This is a genomic window from Trinickia sp. NRRL B-1857 (assembly GCF_050470685.1).
GTDB lineage: Bacteria > Pseudomonadota > Gammaproteobacteria > Burkholderiales > Burkholderiaceae > Trinickia.
The window spans coordinates 2,239,968-2,261,464 of the sequence record NZ_JBFLUK010000001.1 but is presented as its reverse complement, the minus strand read 5'-3'; the positions used below and the strand labels follow the sequence as shown (position 1 = coordinate 2,261,464).

Annotated in this window: 20 protein-coding genes; 7 read left to right on the top strand and 13 right to left on the bottom strand. The window is 64.4% G+C overall.

The features are described from left to right. Positions 1-52: 52 nt before the first annotated feature. The 7 genes from AB1286_RS10060 to argS all read right to left on the bottom strand — a co-directional run bounded on the left by AB1286_RS10060 (position 53) and on the right by argS (position 7,540). Entirely contained in the window at positions 53-406 is a 354-nt protein-coding gene (locus AB1286_RS10060; RefSeq protein WP_430363141.1) for a YciI family protein, read from the bottom strand. Between the two features lie 111 nt (positions 407-517). Then, the gene (locus AB1286_RS10055) at positions 518-1,405 is read right to left on the bottom strand and encodes a hypothetical protein (protein ID WP_430363140.1); all 888 of its coding nucleotides are present in this window, start codon (positions 1,403-1,405) and stop codon (positions 518-520) included. 86 nt (positions 1,406-1,491) lie between these two features. Then, positions 1,492-3,075, bottom strand: a complete 1,584-nt coding sequence (locus AB1286_RS10050) for an ABC transporter substrate-binding protein (RefSeq protein ID WP_430363139.1) — start codon at positions 3,073-3,075, stop codon at positions 1,492-1,494. A gap of 151 nt (positions 3,076-3,226) precedes the next feature. Continuing rightward, positions 3,227-4,015, bottom strand: a complete 789-nt coding sequence (locus AB1286_RS10045; protein WP_430363138.1) for an SDR family oxidoreductase — start codon at positions 4,013-4,015, stop codon at positions 3,227-3,229. Continuing rightward, the gene (locus AB1286_RS10040) at positions 4,015-4,662 is read right to left on the bottom strand and encodes a thiol:disulfide interchange protein DsbA/DsbL (protein ID WP_430363137.1); all 648 of its coding nucleotides are present in this window, start codon (positions 4,660-4,662) and stop codon (positions 4,015-4,017) included. Before AB1286_RS10040 ends, AB1286_RS10045 begins: the two co-directional genes overlap by 1 nt. A 128-nt stretch (positions 4,663-4,790) precedes the next feature. Beyond that, positions 4,791-5,645, bottom strand: coding sequence for an SPOR domain-containing protein (locus AB1286_RS10035; protein ID WP_430363136.1), 855 nt, complete (start codon positions 5,643-5,645; stop codon positions 4,791-4,793). 119 nt (positions 5,646-5,764) lie between these two features. After that, positions 5,765-7,540: an arginine--tRNA ligase gene (gene argS, locus AB1286_RS10030; RefSeq protein WP_430363135.1), complete on the bottom strand. Its 1,776-nt coding sequence runs from the start codon at positions 7,538-7,540 to the stop codon at positions 5,765-5,767. 274 nt (positions 7,541-7,814) lie between these two features. Here argS and AB1286_RS10025 point away from each other — a divergent pair, with 274 nt between their 5' ends. Beyond that, on the top strand, positions 7,815-8,141 hold the full coding sequence (locus AB1286_RS10025; protein ID WP_430363134.1) for a DUF1840 domain-containing protein: 327 nt from the start codon (positions 7,815-7,817) through the stop codon (positions 8,139-8,141). A 134-nt stretch (positions 8,142-8,275) separates the two neighbouring features. On the opposite strand, the gene metH is transcribed toward AB1286_RS10025, so the two are convergent. The 5 genes from metH to AB1286_RS10000 form a co-directional block, all read right to left on the bottom strand. After that, complete coding sequence (metH, locus tag AB1286_RS10020) at positions 8,276-10,993, bottom strand: methionine synthase (RefSeq protein WP_430363133.1); 2,718 nt, start codon at positions 10,991-10,993, stop codon at positions 8,276-8,278. Positions 10,994-11,048: 55 nt separating this feature from the next. Further along, entirely contained in the window at positions 11,049-12,119 is a 1,071-nt protein-coding gene (locus AB1286_RS10015; protein ID WP_430363132.1) for a homocysteine S-methyltransferase family protein, read from the bottom strand. Between the two features lie 177 nt (positions 12,120-12,296). Further along, the gene (locus AB1286_RS10010) at positions 12,297-12,554 is read right to left on the bottom strand and encodes a BTH_I0359 family protein (RefSeq protein WP_102609771.1); all 258 of its coding nucleotides are present in this window, start codon (positions 12,552-12,554) and stop codon (positions 12,297-12,299) included. Positions 12,555-12,830: 276 nt separating this feature from the next. Then, positions 12,831-14,030 carry a DUF3108 domain-containing protein gene (locus AB1286_RS10005; RefSeq protein ID WP_430363131.1) on the bottom strand — a complete coding sequence of 400 codons (1,200 nt, stop codon included), beginning with the start codon at positions 14,028-14,030 and terminating at the stop codon, positions 12,831-12,833. Between the two features lie 154 nt (positions 14,031-14,184). Next, on the bottom strand, positions 14,185-15,069 hold the full coding sequence (locus tag AB1286_RS10000) for an IclR family transcriptional regulator (protein ID WP_430363130.1): 885 nt from the start codon (positions 15,067-15,069) through the stop codon (positions 14,185-14,187). A gap of 144 nt (positions 15,070-15,213) precedes the next feature. Here AB1286_RS10000 and AB1286_RS09995 point away from each other — a divergent pair, with 144 nt between their 5' ends. From AB1286_RS09995 to rfaE2, 6 genes are all read left to right on the top strand, one after another. Further along, the gene (locus tag AB1286_RS09995; RefSeq protein WP_430363129.1) at positions 15,214-16,200 is read left to right on the top strand and encodes a fumarylacetoacetate hydrolase family protein; all 987 of its coding nucleotides are present in this window, start codon (positions 15,214-15,216) and stop codon (positions 16,198-16,200) included. 114 nt (positions 16,201-16,314) lie between these two features. Beyond that, a complete protein-coding gene (locus tag AB1286_RS09990; protein WP_430363128.1) occupies positions 16,315-17,163 on the top strand; it encodes an enoyl-CoA hydratase/isomerase family protein in 849 nt (282 codons plus the stop codon). A gap of 49 nt (positions 17,164-17,212) precedes the next feature. Continuing rightward, positions 17,213-18,052 carry a PhaM family polyhydroxyalkanoate granule multifunctional regulatory protein gene (locus AB1286_RS09985; protein WP_430363127.1) on the top strand — a complete coding sequence of 280 codons (840 nt, stop codon included), beginning with the start codon at positions 17,213-17,215 and terminating at the stop codon, positions 18,050-18,052. Positions 18,053-18,137: 85 nt separating this feature from the next. Further along, on the top strand, positions 18,138-19,346 hold the full coding sequence (locus AB1286_RS09980; RefSeq protein WP_430363126.1) for a patatin-like phospholipase family protein: 1,209 nt from the start codon (positions 18,138-18,140) through the stop codon (positions 19,344-19,346). Positions 19,347-19,748: 402 nt separating this feature from the next. Next, entirely contained in the window at positions 19,749-20,612 is an 864-nt protein-coding gene (locus tag AB1286_RS09975) for a ferritin-like domain-containing protein (protein ID WP_430365031.1), read from the top strand. A 122-nt stretch (positions 20,613-20,734) separates the two neighbouring features. Then, positions 20,735-21,229 carry a D-glycero-beta-D-manno-heptose 1-phosphate adenylyltransferase gene (gene rfaE2, locus AB1286_RS09970; RefSeq protein ID WP_430363125.1) on the top strand — a complete coding sequence of 165 codons (495 nt, stop codon included), beginning with the start codon at positions 20,735-20,737 and terminating at the stop codon, positions 21,227-21,229. Positions 21,230-21,255: 26 nt separating this feature from the next. Here rfaE2 and AB1286_RS09965 read toward each other — a convergent pair whose 3' ends face one another. After that, on the bottom strand, positions 21,256-21,495 hold the full coding sequence (locus tag AB1286_RS09965) for a hypothetical protein (protein WP_430363124.1): 240 nt from the start codon (positions 21,493-21,495) through the stop codon (positions 21,256-21,258). Between the last annotated feature and the right edge of the window lie 2 nt (positions 21,496-21,497).

Here is a 21,497-nt window from a genome sequence, read left to right as displayed (position 1 = left end):
GGGCGCTGCAATCGACACGCCGATCCGCTTTTTCGCTACGAATTCGCGCGGGTTACTCGAAGCAAGGCGCCAAACGCCTGACTTCTACCGTGCACCATTCGGCGGCCGGACATTCGGCCGCAATCGCAAGCGCCTCTTCTTCCCGATCGCAGTTGAGCAGGTAAAAGCCGCCGACCATTTCTTTGGCTTCGGCAAACGGCCCGTCGATGAGGCGGCGTTCCCCGCTACGCACCTGCACGCGCACCGCTTCGTCGGTCGATGCCAGCGACTGCGCGGCGACGAGCAGGCCGCGCGCGCGCAAGTCTTCGCCGAAGCGGACCATCGTGTCGTAGGCGGCGCGGCCTTCTTCGGGCGTGCGTTGTGCGCGCTGGCCGATCGGCTCGACGATCAAGAGCAGGTAGGACATGGACGACTCCTTAGCTTAGGACGAACCGCGCCGGGGCCGGCGCGGCATTCGCCAAGAAGGATAGAGCAGGCATGCCGCGCTCGCCATCAAGCGAGCAAGCGGCGCATGCGGTTAGGGCGCGATCGCCTTGGCGTCGGCTTGGCGTAAAGCCGTCATATTGCCGACGAAGGCGTCGGCAATCTGCTGGGCGAGCGCGGCGACGGCCGCATTTCGCTCGGCCCGCTCGAACGAGAGTTTGGCCGGGACGACGTACGGGGTCCATGGGCGCTTGTTATCCGACCCCGCGGCTGCCGGCGGCACGCCGATGACGGCGAACGGTGTGTCGGGACCGTGCTCCAAATCCGCGACGGTGACGGAGACGTCGGCACCGAGCGCGGCCGAGCCCGACTCCGCGCCGTCGGAGGCGACGGCTGGCGCTTCGCCTTGTAAATGAAATACGCCGCCGATCAACCAGCCCGTAACGGGGGGTTGATCGCCAGGCGCGAGATAGCGCGCCGCAACGCCCGCTTGATTGAGCCTTTGGACGACGGCTTGGGCGACGAGTCCCGCGTCGTGTCCGGCCGCGTGTGCGTGAAGCGCATCTCGCAAGCGTGCGAGCAATCCGGCGGCGGAGGCATTGACGGGCACGGCCACGAAGTTCGCCACGTAGACCGCAACGGGAACGGCCACCATCGGAGCGGGCCCTCGGGGGAGGGGCGCAATCGGCGCGCTTGGTGCAAGCGGCGTGAGCGTTGGCGCGGCGGGTGCGACGGTGACCTGAGCGACCGCCATCGGGGCGACGGTCAGGTGCGTGCTCTCGGCCCGATCGTTGGCGATAGGGGCGCCGACCATGGGATCGCCGGCCGCCGGGGCGCCGGCCGCCGGATCGCCGGCCGCCGGATCGCCGGCCACGAGCTCCCCATCGGCCCGTTCGAGCTGAGTTTGCGCAATGGCGGGGGAAAACGCCGCGATGGCGGCCAAAATCGTGAACGCCGTTACCGTGCGGCCGAGGTTTCGCATGACTGCTCTTAATCGAATCGACAATCCGGCGCCTAGGTTAAAGCGGCCATGTGACAGGCGTCAACGGATGGCCGCATGGCGCTGCTTCATTTCACCGAGACGTCCGCGAAATCCTGGCGGCCGAAGGCGCTGACCTTGTAGCCGTCCACCGACTTGCGCGTGATCGCACTCGCGGTCGGATACCCGAGGGGGATCCACAATGCCTGGTCGTGGATCACCTTTTGCGCGGCCTCGTAATCTTTCGTCCGGGTGGCTTGGTCGGCCGTGGCGCGCCCGTCCGCGATTAGCTTGTCGAGTTTCGGATCGCAAAAGCGGGCGAAGTTGATGCCCGATTTCACGCCGTTGCAGCTAAATAGCGGCGTCAGGTAGTTGTCGGGGTCGCCGTTGTCGCCCGCCCATCCCATGAACAGCAGATCGTGTTGCCCTTGCTTGGCCTGCTTGATGAGCTCGCCCCATTCGATCACCTTGACGTCGGCTTTCACGCCGATTTTGGCCAAATCGGCTTGCAGCAACTCCGCGCCGGCTTTCGGCTTCGGGTTGAGCACGCTGCCTTGCGGGCGTACCCAGATCGTCGTCGAGAACCCATTCGGATATCCCGCTTGGGCCAGCAGCGCCCGGGCTTTGACGGGGTCGTGCGGGTATGCTTCCAGCCCCTGGTCGTAGCTCCACGTGGACGGCGGATAGGGGTTCAGGGCCGGCGTGGCGGTATTGTCGAAGACGACTTTCAAGTATGTGGCGCGATCGAACGCCATATTGAGGGCTTGTCGTACGCGTTCGTCGTCGAGCGGCTTCTTGCTCGTGTTCAGCGCGACGAAGGCCGTCATGAAAGCGGGCGTTTGCACGACGGCGAGCGACTTGTCGCCCTTAGCGGCCGCCACGTCCTCCGGCTTCGGCGACAGCGCGATTTGGCATTCGTCGGCCTTCACCTTTTGCGCACGTACCGTGGGATCGGGCGTGATCGCATAGATCAGCCGGTCGATTTTCGGTTTGGGCCCCCAGTAAGCCGGGTTGACGTCATAGCGGATCACGGCGTCCTTCGTGTAGCTCTTCAATACGAAGGGGCCCGTGCCGATCGGTTTGGCATTCAAGTCCGTTTGCTTGCCGGCTTTGAGCAACTGGTCGGCGTACTGCGCGGAATAGATCGATGCGAAGCCCATCGTCAGCATCGGAACGAACGTCGCGTTCGGCTCGTTCAGGTCGAACTCGACCGTCTGTTCGTCCACCTTTTTCACCGCTTTCACGAGCTTGACGAGCCCCATCGATTGGGCGTGCGGAAAGCCGTTGGCGCCGGCCACCTTGTGCCAGGGGTTGGCTTCGTCAAGCATCCGGTCGAACGTGAAAACGACGTCGTCGGCGTTCAGGGGGCGCGAGGGTTTGAAGTAGTCGGTCGTTTGGAACGGCACGTTCGCGCGCAGATGGAACGTGTAGACGAGGCCGTCGGCGCTGACGTCCCATTTTTCCGCGAGCGACGGGACGACCTTTTTGGACGCTTCGTCGTAATCGACGAGCGTGTTGAAAATGACGTCGGCCGATGCGTTCGTCGTTACTAGGGAGTTGAATTGCACGACGTCGAAACCGTCCGGGCTCGCCTCGGTACACACGGTGAGCGGCTTGGCAAATGCGAGAGCAGGCAACACGGCGAGCGTGGCGGCGAGCAGTTTGACGTGCATGGGTTCTCCGTTTTAGACGGGGCCGGCCGAATAGGGAGGCGGCGGCGCAGCGAGCTGATGAGCTTAGCCCAAGCGCGCGGCGTCGACAACGCCGCGCCCGGGATATCGATATGCTCGTTTGGGCGCGTAGCCTACGCGTTGAGCGTCGAGACTAACCCGCGACCCGCGGCTTGCGCGGCGCCTTTTCGAAAAGCCGGTCGTACAGCCAGCGCGGCAGGCACCTCAGCAACGCGGCGACGATCCGCATCGGCCAAGGCAGTACGGCGAACCGGGTTTTTCTCGCGATGGCCGCGACGGCCTTCTGCGCAAAGCGCTCGGCGTCCATCAGAAACGGCATCGGATAGGGATTGTGGGCCGTCATCGGCGTGCGGATATAGCCTGGCGCGATGGTCACGACCGCCACGCCGAACGGGCGCATTTCGACGCGCAGCGATTCGAGATAAGCCAGCGCGGCGGCTTTCGAGGCGCTATAGGCGCCCGAACCCGGCAACCCGCGTACGCCGGCCACGCTCGCGATGCCGACGAACGTGCCGTGGCGCGCCTCGGTCATGGCTTTGGCGAACGGTTCGAACGTCGCGGCCATGCCGAAGCAGTTGACGTCCATTACTTCGCGAAACGTCTCGAGATCGCCATACCCGGCCGCCACGCCTTTGCTGACACCGGCATTGGCGATGACGACGTCGGGCAAGCCGAAATCGGCGACGAATCGGGCGGCTGCCTGCGCGAGCGCTTGTGCGTCGCGCACGTCGGCCGAATAGGTGGCGATGGAAACCTGGGGAAAGCGCCGAGCGAACTCGGCGAGGGCCTCGAGGCGGCGCGCCACGAGGCCTAACGTCGCGCCTTGCCGCGCGTATTGCTCGGCAAGGGCCAGTCCGATGCCGCTGGAGGCGCCGGTGATGAAGACTTTGAACGACGAGTTCGTACCGGCGGCCCCGTGCATCACATCTTCTTCGCGCGCACTTGCGCCACGAGGTAGTCGAGCACTTGGATCGTGCCGGGCAGGCTATCGGTTGCCGCCGGGCCCGTTTCGTACTTGCCTTGAACGGCCAGCGTCGGCACGCCGTCGATCTTGTAGTCCTGAATCATTTGCTTATCGCGGTTCACTTCGGCTTGCGTCGAGAACGAGTTGTAAGCCGCCAGGAACTTCTTCGTATCGACGCCTTGCGTGGCGAGGAACTTGGCCTGATCGTCCGGCGTTAGCAGATAGTTCTTGTTGACGTGAATCTCATGGAAGATCGTCGGCGTGAGCTGCTGTTCGAGGCCCAGCGCGTTCAATGCATGCAGGAGTTTCGAATGCGGGATGAAATCGTCGCGGAAGGCGACGGGCACGCGTTTGAATACGACGTCCGGCGGCAGCGCCTTAACCCATTTTTCGAGGTACGGGTCGAACTCGTTGCAGTGCGGGCAGCCGTACCACATGAATTCGATGACTTCGATCTTGCCGGCGGGCACATCGACCGGTTGCGGCGTCTTCAAGACCGTAAAGTCCTTCCCGGAAACCGGGGCGGACGGAGAAGCTTGCGCCACGCCCGCGCCGATAACGGCGAGGCTGACGGAAAACAACAGCGTGCGGATCAGTTTTTTCATTGTGCACTCGTGGGTACGATGAACGTGGGACGCCTTCATGCCGATTCTTTGGACGGCAGCGGCTGCCGAGTCAGACTCGCGCCGCCCGCGCATGGTTCATCGCGGGACGGCGCGCGGCCGACTGTGCGTTACTGCTTGGTGAAGCGGATCACCGCCGTGTCGATGCCGGCATCGGACAGGCGTTGGCGCGTCGCATTCATTTCGTCGAATTTCGAGAACGGCCCGATCCGGACGCGGAAGTACGTCACGCCGCCGGCGTCGCGTTGCGACACTTTCGATTCGAAACCTTGGAACGCCAAGCGCGCGCGCTGCTGTTCGGCATCGGCGGCCGTTTTATAGGCACCGACTTGCAGGAAATAGCCCGTGCCCGCGTCGGCCGCGGCGCCGGCTGCCGGATGCGCGCCGCTATTGGCGTTAGGCGCGGCGGCGGGCGGCACGTTCGCCGTTTGCGTGGGCTTCTTCTGTTGCGCCGGGTTCTGCGTGTTCGCTTGGGCCGGCTGCTGCGCTGTCGCACTGGCCGGATTGCCGGCCGCGCTCGATGCGCCGTTCGTGGACGGCACCTCGACGATTTGCGGCTCTTGCAGCAAGCCGGGCGCTTGCGCCGGCGTGGCCGGTTGTCCCGACGACTGGCCCGGCGCCGTATTCGGCGGAGGCGTTTGCTGAGCCGCCTGCGGCACGGGTTGTCCCGGCGATTTGCCCTGCAAGGCGCGGTTCGGATCGTATTGCTGCTCGACCGTTCCCGTTCCGGACGCACCGCCCGGTGCGACCTTGGCCACGAACGGCGTGGGCGAGCGCTCGATGTACAGCGCCACGACGACGGCGATCGCGAGACCGACGATCAAGCCCAGCACAATGCCGAGAAACGTGCTTCCGCTTTGCTTCGCTGCCCCGCTTCGCCCCCGAGGAAGTCCTCGTTGGGAATCGGCGTTCTGTTTCCCCTTGGGGGACGTGCTGCGTGGCGAGGTACGGCTCGGTTTTGCCATTGTCTGAATCACCTGCGAAAAAAGCCCGGGGGCGGCATGCCTAGCGTCAGGCCGCGAGAAGGGCGGCCACCGATTATAGCGATGGCGCGCGGTGGCGCGCGGCGAACGCGCGCGCTGCGTTACATCTTGGCCGGAGAGGATACGCCGATGACCGCGAGGCCGTTGGCGAGCACTTGGCGCGTCGCCGCGAGCAGCGCGATACGGGCGTCACGCTCGGCTTGCGAGTCGACGAGCACGCGCTCGGCATTGTAGAACGAGTGAAATTCGCTCGCGAGCTCGCGCAGGTAGAACGCGATCGCGTGCGGCGCGAGTTCCGATGCGGCGTGGGTCAGCATGTCGGGATATTCCGCCAGCTTATGCATGAGCGACATCGCGCGCGCGCTCGTCAACACCGAGACGTCCGCTTGCGGCAAGGCGGTTTCGTCGCCGGCGTAGCGCGTCTTCCATTCGGCGAGAATCGAGCAAATCCGCGCATGCGCGTATTGGACGTAATAGACTGGGTTCTCGTCGTTTTGCTTGAGCGCGAGATCGACGTCGAAGACGAATTCGGTGTCGGCCTTGCGCGAGATGAGGAAGAATCGCACGGCATCGCGGCCGCGCTGAATCGTCGCTTCGTCGAGCAGATCGGGTGCGGCTTCCTGTCCCGGCACGGCGCCGCCCGACCATTCGATCAAGTCGCGCACGGTCACGTAGCTGCCGGCGCGTTTGGAGATCTTGACCTCCTGGCCGTCGCGCATGACGGTGACCATCTTGTGCAGCACGTAGTCGGGATAGCCCTTCGGGATGCCGACGCCGAGCGCCTGCAACCCCGCGCGTACGCGTGCGATGGTGCCGTGGTGATCCGAGCCTTGCACGTTGATGACCTTCGCAAAGCCGCGTTCCCACTTCGTGACGTGATAGGCGACGTCGGGCAGGAAATACGTATAGGTACCGTCGGATTTGCGCATCACGCGGTCCTTGTCGTCGCCGTATTCGGTCGTGCGCAGCCACAACGCGCCGTCCTGCTCGAACGTCTTGCCCGCGGCGACCAGCGCGTCCACGGTCTTGGCCACGCGCCCTTCGGTATAGAGCGACGATTCGAGGTAGTAGCGGTCGAACTTCACGCCGAACGCCTGCAAGTCCATGTCTTGCTCGTGGCGCAGATAGGCGACGGCGAACTTGCGGATCGCATCGAGATCGTCGATGTCGCCTTTGCCTGTGACGGGCTCGCCGTCCTTGGCCGCTACGGTCTCGCCGTTCATGTAATCGTGCGCGATGTCGGCGATGTACTCGCCGTTGTAGGCGGCTTCCGGCCAGCCGGCATCGCCGGGCTTCAGGCCTTTCGCGCGCGCTTGCGTGGAGACGGCCAGGTTGTGGATCTGCACGCCCGCGTCGTTGTAGTAGAACTCGCGGTGCACGCCGTAGCCTTGGCTCGCGAGAACGTTCGCCAACGCATCGCCGAGCGCGGCTTGGCGGCCATGGCCCAGATGCAGCGGGCCGGTGGGGTTCGCCGACACGAATTCGACGAGCACGCGTGTGCCCGCGCCGTGCGTCGAGCGCCCGAAGCCGGCGCCTTCTGCGATGACCGCGCCGACGACGGCTTGCTTCGCCTTCGAGGTCAGCCGCAAGTTGATGAAGCCGGGGCCGGCGATCTCAGCGGCCTCGATCAAGTCCTTGCCGCCCGGTTGGGCGAGCAGTGCGTCGACGATACGCTGCGCGAGTTCGCGCGGATTTTTTTGCAGCGGCTTGGCGAGTTGCATCGCGACGTTGCAGGCGACATCGCCGTGCGCGGCCGCTTTCGGGCGTTCGAGCGTGATCGCGGGCGCGCCGGCGGCATCGCCGTTCGATTCGGTGACGACTTGCTTGACGCTCGCGGCGAGCAAGGCTTCGAGATTCTGTTTATGTGCGGGCAGCATGTTGGTTCAGTACGGTCGGCTTGAGCGGTCCGCGGAGCGGACGCGAAGGGTTGGCGAGGCGGCGAGCCGGCAGGGCCGCCGTCTTCGCGCTCGTGCGGCGCGCCACGCGCGCGTTTATCTCTAGGCGGATTTTAGCAGGTGCTAATATGTCTCAATGAGGCGTCTGCCAAGGGGGCACGGCCGGCACCGTTCGGCGTAGGCCGCGTAGCCCGGGCGTAACGAATGTCATGGCGCTGTCAGGTGTGGTAAACAAAACGAAGGAAACGGGTCCATTATGTTGATTACATTCAAATGTCGTGCGGCGCCGGACGTCGTAATGCTGGAAAATCTGGCCCAGTATCTGGTTGGCATCGTCGGCAAACAATTGGGCGCGCGCGGTGTCATTACTCACGACGAATTGCCCGGTGCGATTTCGAAGCTCGAGGCTGCGATCGTGACGGACAAGCGGGAGATCGCCGAACACGAAGGGCATTTTCACGAAGGGGAAGACGGACATGAGCCGCACGAGTTGCCGATCGGCCTCGCGCAGCGCGCATTTCCGTTCCTCGACATGCTGCGCGAAGCGCAACGCGAAAACGCCGACGTTCTCTGGGGCGTTTGAGCGAAAGCGCCGGCCCGCCGCGCGGGCGGTGCGGTAAGCGTTGCCGCTTTCTTCGGAAAAAAAGAGCCCGGTTCAGGCCCGCAAGCCTGAACCGGGCTCTTCCGTTTGGGGCTGCGTTTTCAGCGCCCCGCCAATTACAGCAACGGCGCCAGCGCACGCTCCGCGTCGGTCATCGCGATTTCGTTGCGGCGGGCGAAGTCTTCCACCTGGTCGCGAGCGATCTTGCCGACCGAGAAGTAGCGGCTTTCCGGGTGAGCGATATAAAAGCCCGAGACGCTGGCGGCCGGTAGCATCGCGAGCGATTCGGTCACCGTCATGCCGACTTCGTCGGCCTTGAGCGTGGCGAACAGGTCGCGTTTGACGAGGTGATCGGGGCACGCCGGATAGCCCGGCGCCGGACGGATACCGGCGTAGCGTTCGGCGATCAGCGCCTCGTTGTCGAGCGTCTCGGCCGAGGCATAACCCCACAATTCGCGCCGCACGCGCGCGTGCATGGCTTCGGCGAAGGCTTCGGCCATGCGGTCGGCCAGTGCTTTGAGCATGATCGCGCTGTAGTCGTCGTGATCGGCGAGGAATTGCTTTTCCTTTGCATCGACGCCAATGCCCGCCGTCACGGCGAACATGCCGATGTAGTCGGCCACGCCCGAGTCTTTGGGCGCGATGAAGTCGGCCAGCGACCGGTTCGGCCGCATCACGCCGTCCACGACGGGACGCACGCTCTGCTGACGCAGGTTGTGCCAAGTCATCGCCACTTGCGTGCGCGTTTCGTCGGTGTAGATCTCGATGTCGTCGTCGCCGACGGTATTGGCCGGCAGCAGCGCGATCACGCCGTTAGCCGTCAGCCAGCGGCCCGCGATCAGCCGCGACAGCATCGACTTCGCGTCGGAGAACACACGCCGCGCCGATTCGCCGACGATTTCGTCGTTGAGGATCGCGGGGTAGGGGCCGGCGAGGTCCCACGTCTGGAAGAACGGGCCCCAGTCGATATACTGGGCCAGCTCGTTCAGATCGTAGTTCTTGAACACGCGCCGCCCCACGAACGCGGGCTTGACGGGCCGGTAGGCGGCCCAATCGATCTTGGTCTTGTTCGCGCGAGCTTGCGCGAGCGTCACCATCGGCTGCGCCTTCTTATTGGCATGCTGCTGGCGGATCCGATCGTACTCGGTCTTCAACTCGTCCAGATACTTCGCCGCGCCTTCGTCCGACAGTAGATTCGACGCCACCGATACCGATCGCGACGCGTCCGGCACGTAGACCACGGGCCCCTCGTAATTCGGCGCGATCTTCACGGCGGTATGGACGCGCGACGTGGTGGCGCCGCCGATCAACAGCGGGATTTTTTTGATGCGGAAGTAATCGTCGCGCTGCATTTCCGAGGCGACGTACGCCATTTCCTCGAGGCTCGGCGTGATGAGCCCCGATAGGCCGACGATGTCCGCGCCTTCGACCTTCGCTTTGGCGAGGATCTCGTTGCACGGGACCATCACGCCCATGTTGACGACTTCGAAGTTGTTGCACTGGAGCACGACGGAGACGATGTTCTTGCCGATGTCGTGCACGTCGCCCTTCACGGTCGCGATGACGATCTTGCCTTTCGCTCGGACGTCGCCGCCGGCCTCGGCGAGCTTGCGCTTTTCTTCTTCGATGAACGGGATCAAGTGCGCGACCGCTTGCTTCATCACGCGCGCCGACTTGACGACTTGCGGCAGGAACATCTTGCCCTGACCGAACAAGTCGCCGACGATGTTCATGCCGTCCATCAGCGGCCCTTCGATCACGTTGATCGGCCGTCCTCCGGCCGCGTGGATCTTTTGGCGTGCCTCTTCGGTATCTTCGACGATGAAGTTCGTGATGCCGTGCACGAGCGCATGGGCCAGGCGTGCCTCGACGCCTTGATTGCGCCATTCGAGGTTCTCTTCCTTCTTGGCCGCGCCCGTTTTGAACTTGTCGGCGATTTCGAGCAGGCGGTCCGTCGCGTCGGCGCGGCGATTGAGGATGACGTCCTCCACGCGCTCGCGCAACTCGGAATCGAGATCGGCATAGACGCCGAGCTGCCCGGCGTTGACGATCCCCATGTCCATTCCGGCCTGAATCGCGTGATAGAGGAACACCGTATGGATCGCTTCGCGTACGGGATCGTTGCCGCGGAACGAGAACGAGACGTTCGATACGCCGCCGCTCACCTTGGCGTAGCGCAGGTTCTGCTTGATCCAGCGTGTCGCCTCGATGAAATCGACGGCGTAGTTGTTATGTTCCTCGATGCCCGTGGCGACGGCGAAGATGTTCGGGTCGAAGATGATGTCCTCGGGCTCGAAGCCGACTTCGTCGACGAGGATGCGGTACGAGCGCGCGCAGATCTGCGTCTTGCGCTCGAACGTATCGGCTTGGCCCGTTTCATCGAACGCCATGACGACGGCCGCCGCGCCGTAGCGCCGAATCAATCGCGCGTGATGGCGGAAGGACTCTTCGCCTTCCTTCAGCGAGATCGAATTGACGATCGCTTTGCCTTGGACACATTTGAGGCCCGCCTCGATGACTTCCCACTTCGAGGAGTCGATCATGATCGGCACGCGGGCGATGTCCGGCTCGGACGCGATCAGGTTCAGAAAGCGCACCATCGCCGCTTTCGAATCGAGCATCGCTTCGTCCATATTGATGTCGATGATCTGCGCGCCGTTCTCGACTTGCTGGCGCGCGACCGCGAGCGCATCGTCGAACTGCCCGTTCAGGATCATGCGAGCGAACGCTTTGGAGCCCGTGACGTTCGTTCGCTCGCCGACGTTGATGAAGAGCGCGCCGGAGGCGACGTTAAACGGCTCGAGGCCGGCAAGACGCATCATGTGTTCGGTCATGGTTCTCTTCGATGGATGGCGGTAAGCGTGGACGGAGAGCGTGGCGACGCTCGGTTCATGCGGCGTCGCGGTAGTGTGCCCATGCGCGCGGCTTCACACCACTCAGCGCTTTGGCTATCGCTGCGATGTGTTCGGGCGTCGTACCGCAGCAGCCGCCGGCGAGATTCACGAGTCCCGCTTGCGCGAATTCCTTCAATTGGCGCGACGTGTCCTCGGGCGTTTCGTCGAACCCCGTGTCGCTCATCGGGTTCGGCAAGCCTGCGTTGGGATAGCACGACACGTAGGTGTCGCAAATCTTGGCAAGCTCGGCGATGTACGGACGCATCAACGCCGCGCCGAGCGCGCAGTTCAGCCCGAACGTGAGCGGCTTCGCATGGCGTAGCGAGTTCCAAAACGCTTCCACCGTCTGCCCCGACAAGATGCGGCCCGACGCGTCCGTCACAGTGCCCGAAATCATGACCGGCAGCACTTGCCCGGTGTTGTCGAACAATTCGTCGAGCGCGAACAAAGCCGCCTTGGCATTGAGCGTGTCGAAGATCGTTTCGACGAGAAACAGGTCCGCGCCGCCTTCGAGCAGCGCTTGCGCTTGCTCGTAGTAAGCCGCGCGCAACTCGTCGAAGGTGACGTTGCGTGCGCCCGGATCGTTGACGTCGGGCGAAATGCTCGCCGTCTTCGGCGTCGGTCCGATCGCGCCCGCGACGAAGCGCGGCTTGTCCGGCGTCGAGTATTTATCGCAGGCCGCGCGCGCGAGTTTGGCGGACGCGAGGTTCATCTCGCGCGCGAGCGATTCCATCCCATAGTCGGCCTGCGCGACCGACGTGGCGCCGAACGTGTTCGTTTCGATGATGTCGGCGCCCGCCGCCAGATATTGCTCGTGGATCTCGGCGATGATCTGCGGTTGCGTGAGCGACAGCAGTTCGTTGTTGCCCTTCACGTCGCGCCCGAAATCCTTGAAGCGCTCGCCGCGATAGCGCGCTTCGTCGAGCTTGTAGCGCTGGATCATCGTGCCCATCGCACCGTCCAGGATCAAGATGCGCGACGCGAGCAGCGCAGGCAACTCGGCGCCTCGCGTGTAGGGCGTACTCGGAGCGGGCGATGCGGCTGGAGCGGCGGCGGACGGATTCATGGCGGGCGGGCTCGTGGCGTGATCTGGGAAACCGTCATTGTAGCGGCTGCCGGGCACGCCCGCCGGTGGCCGCCTGGCGGCCGGGCAGAGGCGAAAGAAAAGGTAAAAGAAAACCCCGCCCGGCAAGCCGGACGGGGTTCGATGGGATTGTCGTGCCGCCTTGCGGCCTATGAACCGTCAGTGCAAAACGACGGGCTGAGTCATCAAGCTGTCGAACTGACCGAGGAACTCATCGACCTCGTCGAGCGTAGGCTCCTCCTCGATGAGCTTGCGCACGTGTTCTCTAAACTGTGCCGCCATCGCGCCGTCGATGAAGATTTCGCGCTGCGTGTTCTTGTCTACGATTTCGTAGCCACCTGCGTTCATCGCCAGATGGCCCGCTTGCGGTGCGAACTCGACGACACAATAGTTGGGGCTGTTGTAGATCATTTGCATGGCGACACTCCTTATTCCGATTGGCTCCTGGCCGTTTTCCGCCCAGTACTTGGAGCGTATTGCATGGAATTTCAAGGGGTGGGTCTTAAACGGCGCTTAAAACGGGTTGGAACATTGCAACTAAATGTTCGCCCCCAACTACAACCACAAGCCTCAAGCGCCATCGACCTATAAGTTAGACCCCAACCATACAAAACGTTCGAGCGGCAAGGGAAAACATCGAGGATCGTCCGTGTGCCTCGACACACTTGTTAACGGCACGCGAGCGTCGCCGGTTTAGGGGTGCTCGCGCGCCGGTCCGACTTCGGTTGCCGAGGCATCGGACGAGTCATCCGGTGTCTTCGCCATCGATGTTGCATTTTCCGAGCCCGGGGGGCGCAGTGGGCCGCGCCATACGAGCTCGATCTGCGAACCGTTCGGTTCCGTTTGCATGATACGTGCGGGTAGCCACCCAAGCGAAGGGGCAAGCCAGACGTCGATGCGGCGCCGGTCGCCGTCGTGTCGAGGCAATCTCATAAAGTGGCGGGTATCCAGAAAACCTTCGGCAGTCCGAATCGATTCGTCTCCGATCGTCTCGATCGGCCACAACTCGCCGCTATCGTCGTCGGCCACGTAAAACGAGCGTGTGACGCCGGGTTTGTAGGTCTCGGGATCGCCGCGCACGAGGCTTGCAAGCTGCATCACCATGCTGAAGCGGTCTTGCGCGCCGTCCGGCAGCGCAAGCGTCGCGCTCGTGCGCGTGAAGCCGATCCGTTTGTCCGTACGATCGAACGTCGTGACCTGTTCGGGACGGCGGCCGCGCTTTTCGACGTAGTGCTCCGGTGCTAGGCCGAAGGCGTCGATACGGCCGCGGCTTTCATAGGTGAATGTGCCGACGAATGGCAGCGGCACCGATACGAGCATGTCGTAGCTCTCGCGGTCGCTCGACCAGCGTATCGTCCCTGGCGCGTTTTCCACGCCATTGTAAAACGTGTTGTAGTGAAGATCGCCCGAGGGCGGGACCGAGAACTTAAGCCCCGGCGCGGGTTTGTTCCCCACGGTGGAGCCGGTCTCGTCGATGGAATCGGTGCCCGGCGCGCTTGCCGCGAGCGTGGGACTTGCCGCTGCCTCGGTCGTGCTGGCCCTTGCCGCTTCCCGTCGCACCGATGCCGTGGGCGACGGGGTCAGGGCATGGAGCACGGGGGCCGGCCCCGATGGCGTCGAGGGTCGAGCAGGCGCGGGTTCGGTGCGCGCGGCGGGCCGTTGCCGGACGCTGTCGCCGCGCGCGATCGGTTGCGGCGTTAAGAGCGCGACTTGCACCGGCGGTTTGGGCGTTTCGGGCTCGAACGCGGCGCGGTGCTTGACGAACCAGATCGCGGATATGCCGTGCAGCGCGACGGCTGCCGCGAGCGCCACGCCCCAACGCCACGCGCGGCGCGACGTCCCGCGCGAAGCGGGAACGGCACGACCGGCGGCGAGGTGCGGTAAAGAGGACATGGCGATGTGCTCGGCGCTTCGTCGAAGCGCTCGGTAGCTTGAGCGGCGAGAGGCCGCGCTAGATGCATGGACAAACGCACATGATGCCCGCAAATGGCGCATCTTGCCGGACGTGCGAGTCGCGAGCCCCGACGGCAACGAAGGCTTAGCGGCGTTATCGCGCTGCTTCGCTGTAACCCAGTTCGTACGACAGCTTGCGCGCGCATGCCTTGAGTTCGAGCGCGATCGCTCCGTCCCAAGCGAGATCGAACGCGCCTTCGTGGCCGAGTGCGATGAGGCCAAGGGCAAGTTCTCCCGAGGCGTCGAATACCGGCATGCAGAAGGCGTGGATCGTCGGCAAGAGCATGCCGGCTACGCGCGCCGCGCCGTGAGCGCGCACTTCTTGCAGCGCCGTTTCCAGTTCGGCTTCGCTGCGCGGGCCGGTCGTGTGCGAGGAGCGCCGGGAGTCGGCGAGTTCGCGCTCGATCATCGCGGCGGTCTTGCCGCGTGGGAGATAGGCGGCGAAGAGCAGCCCCGTGGCCGACCCGAGCAACGGCATGACGTCGCCGAGCTTCAGGGACGCCTTGGCCGGGTGGCTCGATTCGGTCCAATGAACGACGGTGGGCCCGAGGTTGCCCCATACGGCGATACCGACCGTCACGTCCAGCCGATCGCGCAACTCGCCGAGCGCGAGCCGGGCGAGCTTGACGCCGTCTACGCGAGCAAGGCGGGCGAGGCCCATTTGCAGGGCGAACCCGCCTAGCTCGTAGCGCCCCGAAACGGGATCTTGCGCGACGACGCCAAGGCGCTGGAAGCTCACCAGATAACGGTGCGCCTTGGCGGGACTCATCTGTGCGAGCTTGGCCAGATCGCGCAGCATCATTGCGCGCGGCTCGTTCGTTAGGACCTCCAGCAGCCGAAATCCCACTTCGATCGACTGAATGCCCGAGCGCACTTTCTCCTCGCCGTCTGCGGCGTCTTCGACCGCCTCGGGCGGATCCGCGAGTGCGGGATCGAGCGAGTCGGACGGATCGAGCGGTTGGGTGTGCGTGGCGGACATGGGAAAGCGGATGCGGGTGGAGGGCATGCCTAGACGGCGTGGACTGCGCGCGCGAGGTTCGGCGGCGGGCCGAGGCCTGTCGGGCATTCACCATCGTAAAATAGATTGCTCTTATCGTCATCTCACGGCTTCGGTCCTCGCTAAATGAAACTTGCTACGCTCAAAGACGGCTCCCGCGACGGTCAGTTGATCGTCGTTTCGCGCGATCTGCGCACGGCCGCGATCGCCGACGGCATCGCCCCGACGCTGCAACGCGCGCTCGACGACTGGCCCTTTTACGCGCCGCAGCTCGCCGAGCTTTACGATGCGCTCAATCAAGGCCGCGCCCGCAATACGTTCGCCTTCGAGCAGAAGGACTGCATGGCGCCGCTGCCGCGTGCGTTTCAATGGGCAGACGGATCTGCCTATGTCAATCATGTCGAACTCGTGCGCCGGGCGCGCGGCGCCGAGATGCCGCCCGAGTTCTGGACCGATCCGTTGATGTACCAAGGCGGCAGCGACGATTTCCTGGGCGCGCGCGACGATATCGTCTGCGCCTCGGAGGCATACGGCATCGACTTCGAGGCCGAAGTGGCCGTGATGACGTCCGACGTGCCGATGGCCACGTCGGCCGATGCTGCGCTCAAGTCGGTGCGCTTGCTGATGCTCGTCAACGACGTTTCGCTGCGCAATTTGATCCCGGCCGAACTGGCGAAGGGCTTCGGCTTCTTTCAAAGCAAGCCGGCCACGGCGTTCTCGCCGGTGGCGGTCACGCCGGACGAACTCGGCGAGCACTGGCGCGAGGGCCGGGTTGCGCGGCCGATGATCGTCCATTGGAACGGCAAGAAGGTGGGCCAGCCCGACGCCGGCGTCGATATGGTGTTCCACTTCGGCCAGTTGATCGCGCACGCGGCCAAGACGCGCAATCTGCGCGCCGGCTCGATCGTCGGCTCGGGCACCGTCTCGAACAAGGACGACAAGCGCGGTTACTGCTGCATCGCGGAAAAGCGGTGTCTCGAAACGATCGCGAGCGGCGCGCCGCAAACGGAGTTCATGAAGTACGGCGACACGGTCAAGATCGAGATGTTCGACGAAGCGGGCAAATCGATCTTCGGCGCCATCGAGCAATCGGTGGCGCCCCTGGAGCGCTGACGGCCGCGCCGCGCCGGGTTTGGCCCGATGCGAGGCCGCCCGCGCGAGCCTACACTTGATGAGATAGCATCGGCGCCGCATGCCGCCGACGCACCGATAAAAGAGCGGATACGGATGACCGATAAGACACCTGCCGACGACTTGGCGCTTTACGCGCACTACCATTCGCTGCGTTTGCGGCGCCATCCGCTAGGCGTGCTCGAGATCGTCATGAGCGGCGAGGGAATGAACAAAAGCGCGCTGGCCGCGGCCGACGACCGCATGCATCGCGAACTGGCCGAGATCTGGCGCGACGTCGATCGCGACCCGCTCACGCGTGTGGCCGTGATACGCGGCGAGGGCAAAGGCTTCTCGGCAGGCGGCGACCTGGGTCTCGTCGAGCAAATGGCCGACGACTTCGAGGTTCGCTCGCGCGTGTGGCGCGAGGCGCGCGACCTCGTCTACAACGTGATCAATTGCAGCAAGCCGATCGTGTCAGCAATGCATGGGCCGGCCGTCGGCGCCGGGCTCGTCGCGGGTCTGCTGGCCGATGTTTCGATCGCGGCGAACGATGCGCGCATCATCGACGGGCATACGCGTTTGGGCGTGGCGGCCGGCGATCACGCGGCCATCGTTTGGCCGCTCTTGTGCGGGATGGCGAAAGCGAAGTACTACCTGCTGCTATGCGAGGCCGTAAGCGGCGCGGAGGCCGAGCGAATCGGGCTCGTCTCGCTCGCCGTCGAACCCGACGATCTGCTGCCCCGGGCATTCGACGTCGCAACGCGGCTCGCGCAGGGCTCGCAAAGCGCGATCCGCTGGACGAAATACGCGCTGAACAATTGGTTGCGCATGGCCGGGCCGACGTTCGACACCTCCCTGGCACTCGAATTCATGGGGTTCTCCGGTCCGGACGTCCGCGAGGGACTTCGTTCGCTGCGCGAGCGGCGTCCCCCTCAGTTTCCCGGCGGCGACGAACTTGGCTGAAGCCCCGAAGCGTTTTTAACGACATTTCACCGTATCCGAGGAGCATTCGATGACCGACACAGCAGGCGACAAACCGCCATTCCCCGGCTTCCCAGGTTTCCCGCCCGCGGAGATGCTCGACAAGATGTGGGACATGATGCGCCTCACGCCGTTCGGCGCGGCGTTCCCGGGCATGCAGCCGGGCACGGCGCAAGGCTTCAGTTCGCCGCTCACGGCGATGTCGGACATGATGTCGCCGCTCATGAGCGTCGAAGAACTCGATAAGCGCATTACCGACATGCGCGCCGTCGAGCAATGGCTGAAGCTGAATCTGAACATGCTGCAATCGGCGATTCAGGCGCTCGAAGTGCAACGCGCGACGCTGTCCACGCTCCGTGCGTTCGGTGCGTTCGCGCAGGCGTCGATGACGCAGTCGACGGACGGCGCGGGCGCGCAAGCGAGTCCTTCCTCACCGTGGGGCACTTCGTTCGGCACGCAGACAAGCGCATCGTCGAGCCGAGCAAGCGATTCAGCCGCATCCGAGGCGGCCACGGGTACCGGCGATAGCAGTGCCGACGGCTCGGGCGAGGGGCAGGGCGCCGATTCGCAAGCGGGCGCGGCGGCCGGCGGCGCTTTCGATCCGTCGAGTTGGTGGAATTTGCTCCAATCGCAGTTCAATCAACTTGCCGCATTTGCGATGACCCAGCCGGGCGGCGCCGGAGAGGCGAGTGAAGGCGGCGCCAAGCCGGGCGCGTCGAAAAAGGCGGGCGGCGCGGGTGCATCCGGTAGCAAGGCCGCGAGCGGCTCGGCGAAGGCGGCCTCCGGGCCTGCGGCCAAGCGCACGAGCGCACGCAAAACGGCGACGAAACCCGGGTCGAGATCGGGCGGCGCGGCGCGCGGGGAAAAATGACGGTCGCCGGGAGGCTACGGGTGCCCCGCACCTATCGGTCCTCGAGTGCGCGCGCGTCGACCGCTCTTTTTTGGGGATGCCCGCCGTGCGGTTAGCGCTGGTTTTGATGGGAGGCGGTGCGCGCGCCGCTTATCAAGTGGGCGCGCTCAAAGCGCTGGCGCAGATCGCGCGCGAGGTGGCGCCGACCGAACGCGGGTCGCCGTTTACGATCGTTTGCGGCACCTCGGCGGGCGCGATCAACGCGGCCTCGATGGCGAGCCATGCGGACGATTTCGCGCTCGCCGTGAGTCGGCTCATCGATTTCTGGTCGCACATTCGCGCCGCGCAGGTCTATCGCACGGATTGGCGCGGCGTGGCGGCGGCCGGCGCGCGTTGGCTCGCGGCGATGAGCTTCGGCTGGGCCGTGCGGCGCTCGCCGCGCGCGCTGTTCGACAATAGCCCGCTGGCCGAGCTGCTGCATGGCGCGCTCGATTTCGCGCGTATCGCCGATATGCTCGATACACATGCGCTGCACGCGCTGTCGATCACGGCGCTCAGTTATTCGAGCGGCCGGCATTTGACGTTCTATCAAGCGGAAGAGCCGATCCAGTCGTGGCGGCGGGCGCAGCGCGGTGCGCGCATGGTCTCGCTCACGCCTGCGCATCTGCTCGCGTCGTCGGCGATCCCGTTTCTCTTTCCGGCGGTGCCGCTCGAACTCGACGGCTGCACCGAATACTTCGGCGACGGCTCGATCCGGCAGATCGCGCCGCTGAGCCCCGCCATTCATTTCGGCGCGCAGCGTATCGTCGTGCTCGGCGCGGCGACGCCGCGTCCCGAGGTGCCGGCAGCGGGCCTCGAGAGCGGTTATCCGTCGCTCGCACAAATCGGCCAGCAGGTGCTCGCCAGCGTCTTTCTCGATTCGATCGGCGCCGATATCGAACGTATCGAGCATATCAACGGCATGATTCAGCATCTGCCGCAGCAGGTCGAACCCGAGAGCGGCTGGCGGCATGTCGACGTGCTGCCGATCGCCCCGAGCGAGCGTATCGAACTCATGGCCGTGCGGCATCTGTTGCGTCTCCCCCTTACCGTACGGGGGCTCTTAGGCGCTGTCGGCGGCAATCGGGCCGCCGGTGCGTCGTTCGCGAGTTATTTGCTGTTCGAGGCCGAATTCGCGAGCGAGCTCATCGACCTCGGGTTTCGAGACACCCTCGCGCAGCGCGAGCGACTGACCGACTGGATTCGCGCGACGCTTGCCCAAGAACCGGCGGGCGACGCGCCGGCCGGTGTCGAGTTGCCCCGCGCCTTTCCGTGAAGGCGGGCCGGCCGCCGTTGTGGCTGCGCGTCGGCCCATCCTCTAGGGGGGGCGGCGGCGAGTGCGGCGCATGCTATCATTTCAAAGCTTTCGATCCGTGGGCGAACACCGAAAAACCAAGATCGCGGCTGATCGTTGCGCCGCCGTCCGCTGGACAAACGCAAGGCAAGGGCTCGGCGCGAGGCGCGGCGCCGCGTTCGATCATCGCCAAGGGCATAGCGCCGGGCGATATCTTCACGCGCAGCACCGGCTTGGGCGATCGGCCTTGAGTTCGATCAATAAACGGATGCGATCGCAGCGTAAAATTGTGTGCTTTTCGCCGCACATTGCGGTGGGCGAACACGCGCGGCAATAGTCATACGAGTTGCAATGAGCAGACCAGGGGTGGGACCTATGAACACCATGCTTTATCCGGAACTTTATAAATCGCTGGAATCGGTCCGATGGGATATGGAGAAGGACATTCCCTGGGACAAATTCGATCCGTCGCTGCTGACCGACGAGCAGGCGGCCACGATCAAAATGAACGCGATCACGGAATGGTCGGCGCTGCCGGCCACGGAGATGTTCCTGCGCGACAACCACCACGACAGCGACTTCTCGGCGTTCATGAGCGTGTGGTTTTTCGAGGAACAAAAGCATTCGCTCGTGCTGATGGAATACCTGCGCCGCTTCAAGCCCGATATGGTGCCGACCGAAGAGGAGTTGCACGCCGTGCGCTTCGAATTCGATCCGGCCCCGCCGCTCGAGACGCTGATGCTGCACTTTTGCGGCGAAATCCGCCTGAATCACTGGTATCGCCGTGCCGCCGAATGGCACACGGAACCCGTGATCAAGCATATTTACGAGACGATTTCGCGCGATGAAGCGCGCCATGGCGGCGCTTACTTGCGCTACATGAAGAAGGCGCTCAACAATTGCGGCGATGTCGCGCGCGCGGCGTTTTCGAAGATCGGCGTCTTGATGGCTTCGGCGCGCCGCACCGAAAAGCCGCTGCATCCCACGAATCTGCACGTGAATCGCGATCTGTTTCCGCGCGACACGATTCAATCGCGCTTGCCCGACCCCGAATGGCTCGAACGCTGGCTCGACGAACAGATCCGATTCGACGACGGCTGGGAGAAGAAGGTCGTCGAGCGCATCTTGCACAACCTCTCGTTGCTGTTCGAGCGCACGTTCACGACGGCTCAAGAGTTGAACCGCTATCGTAAGGAAGTTGCGGCACGCTTGCAGGCGAGCGGTTCGGCGGAGCACCAGCCCGCTTAAGCATTCATTCGATCGAATTGTCGAGCCCGCCGGCGCGAGGGGAGTCGTTCCTCGCACCGGCGGGCTTTTTCTTACCGGTACACTAGGCGCAGTCCCATTGGCGCGCGCCCTATTTTCCGCACATGTCTCCCGTCTCGTTCGAACGCAAAATCACCACGCGCGAAGCACTTTCGGCACGGCGCGACACGCTTGCCGGACCCGTCGTTTTTACGAACGGCGTGTTCGATATCCTGCATCGCGGTCACGTCACATACCTCGCGCGAGCGAAAGCATTGGGCGCCACGTTGATCGTCGGGGTCAATAGCGACGCCTCGGTGCGTATGCTCGGCAAGGGCGACGACCGGCCGATCAACGTCGAGGACGACCGGATGGCGCTGCTCGCGTCGCTCGAGTGCGTGGACTGGGTGGTGCTGTTCGAGGAGCGCACGCCCGTGGAACTCATCGGCGCATTGCGCCCGGACGTGCTCGTCAAAGGCGGCGACTATGATATGGACGCGTTGCCCGAATCGGCGCTCGTCCGGGGGTGGGGGGGGCGCGCGCTCGCGATCCCGTTCGAGCACGAGCGTTCCACGACGGCGTTGCTCAAGAAGGTGCGTGCTCAGGCGGATAAAGCCTAGGTCTAGCGGCCAAGCCCGCGGCGCAATCAGCCGCCGAGCGGCGTCGCACTGACGGACGGAGACGGATCGGGTTGACCGACGATGACTTGCCCGGCCGCTTCCGCCTCCGTGATCGGCTTCGCCTTGAGCCACTCGGGATGAATCTGGCGCTCGATATGATTCGACTCGATCGGGCCGGCGGCCGGCAATGGGCCGAGCATGCCGCTGGCAAGCGCGAACGCGATCATGTTCGCAAGCAACAAAATGGCGATTAGCCAACGCAACATCG

What these genes read in the sequence shown, in the direction of transcription:
- AB1286_RS10060 (WP_430363141.1), bottom strand. Translation starts at nt 406, where the DNA reads ATGTCCTACCTGCTCTTGATCGTCGAGCCGATCGGCCAGCGCGCACAA.
- AB1286_RS10055 (WP_430363140.1), bottom strand. Translation starts at nt 1,405, where the DNA reads ATGCGAAACCTCGGCCGCACGGTAACGGCGTTCACGATTTTGGCCGCC.
- AB1286_RS10050 (WP_430363139.1), bottom strand. Translation starts at nt 3,075, where the DNA reads ATGCACGTCAAACTGCTCGCCGCCACGCTCGCCGTGTTGCCTGCTCTC.
- AB1286_RS10045 (WP_430363138.1), bottom strand. Translation starts at nt 4,015, where the DNA reads ATGCACGGGGCCGCCGGTACGAACTCGTCGTTCAAAGTCTTCATCACC.
- AB1286_RS10040 (WP_430363137.1), bottom strand. Translation starts at nt 4,662, where the DNA reads ATGAAAAAACTGATCCGCACGCTGTTGTTTTCCGTCAGCCTCGCCGTT.
- AB1286_RS10035 (WP_430363136.1), bottom strand. Translation starts at nt 5,645, where the DNA reads ATGGCAAAACCGAGCCGTACCTCGCCACGCAGCACGTCCCCCAAGGGG.
- argS (WP_430363135.1), bottom strand. Translation starts at nt 7,540, where the DNA reads ATGCTGCCCGCACATAAACAGAATCTCGAAGCCTTGCTCGCCGCGAGC.
- AB1286_RS10025 (WP_430363134.1), top strand. Translation starts at nt 7,815, where the DNA reads ATGTTGATTACATTCAAATGTCGTGCGGCGCCGGACGTCGTAATGCTG.
- metH (WP_430363133.1), bottom strand. Translation starts at nt 10,993, where the DNA reads ATGACCGAACACATGATGCGTCTTGCCGGCCTCGAGCCGTTTAACGTC.
- AB1286_RS10015 (WP_430363132.1), bottom strand. Translation starts at nt 12,119, where the DNA reads ATGAATCCGTCCGCCGCCGCTCCAGCCGCATCGCCCGCTCCGAGTACG.
- AB1286_RS10010 (WP_102609771.1), bottom strand. Translation starts at nt 12,554, where the DNA reads ATGCAAATGATCTACAACAGCCCCAACTATTGTGTCGTCGAGTTCGCA.
- AB1286_RS10005 (WP_430363131.1), bottom strand. Translation starts at nt 14,030, where the DNA reads ATGTCCTCTTTACCGCACCTCGCCGCCGGTCGTGCCGTTCCCGCTTCG.
- AB1286_RS10000 (WP_430363130.1), bottom strand. Translation starts at nt 15,069, where the DNA reads ATGTCCGCCACGCACACCCAACCGCTCGATCCGTCCGACTCGCTCGAT.
- AB1286_RS09995 (WP_430363129.1), top strand. Translation starts at nt 15,214, where the DNA reads ATGAAACTTGCTACGCTCAAAGACGGCTCCCGCGACGGTCAGTTGATC.
- AB1286_RS09990 (WP_430363128.1), top strand. Translation starts at nt 16,315, where the DNA reads ATGACCGATAAGACACCTGCCGACGACTTGGCGCTTTACGCGCACTAC.
- AB1286_RS09985 (WP_430363127.1), top strand. Translation starts at nt 17,213, where the DNA reads ATGACCGACACAGCAGGCGACAAACCGCCATTCCCCGGCTTCCCAGGT.
- AB1286_RS09975 (WP_430365031.1), top strand. Translation starts at nt 19,749, where the DNA reads ATGCTTTATCCGGAACTTTATAAATCGCTGGAATCGGTCCGATGGGAT.
- rfaE2 (WP_430363125.1), top strand. Translation starts at nt 20,735, where the DNA reads ATGTCTCCCGTCTCGTTCGAACGCAAAATCACCACGCGCGAAGCACTT.
- AB1286_RS09965 (WP_430363124.1), bottom strand. Translation starts at nt 21,495, where the DNA reads ATGTTGCGTTGGCTAATCGCCATTTTGTTGCTTGCGAACATGATCGCG.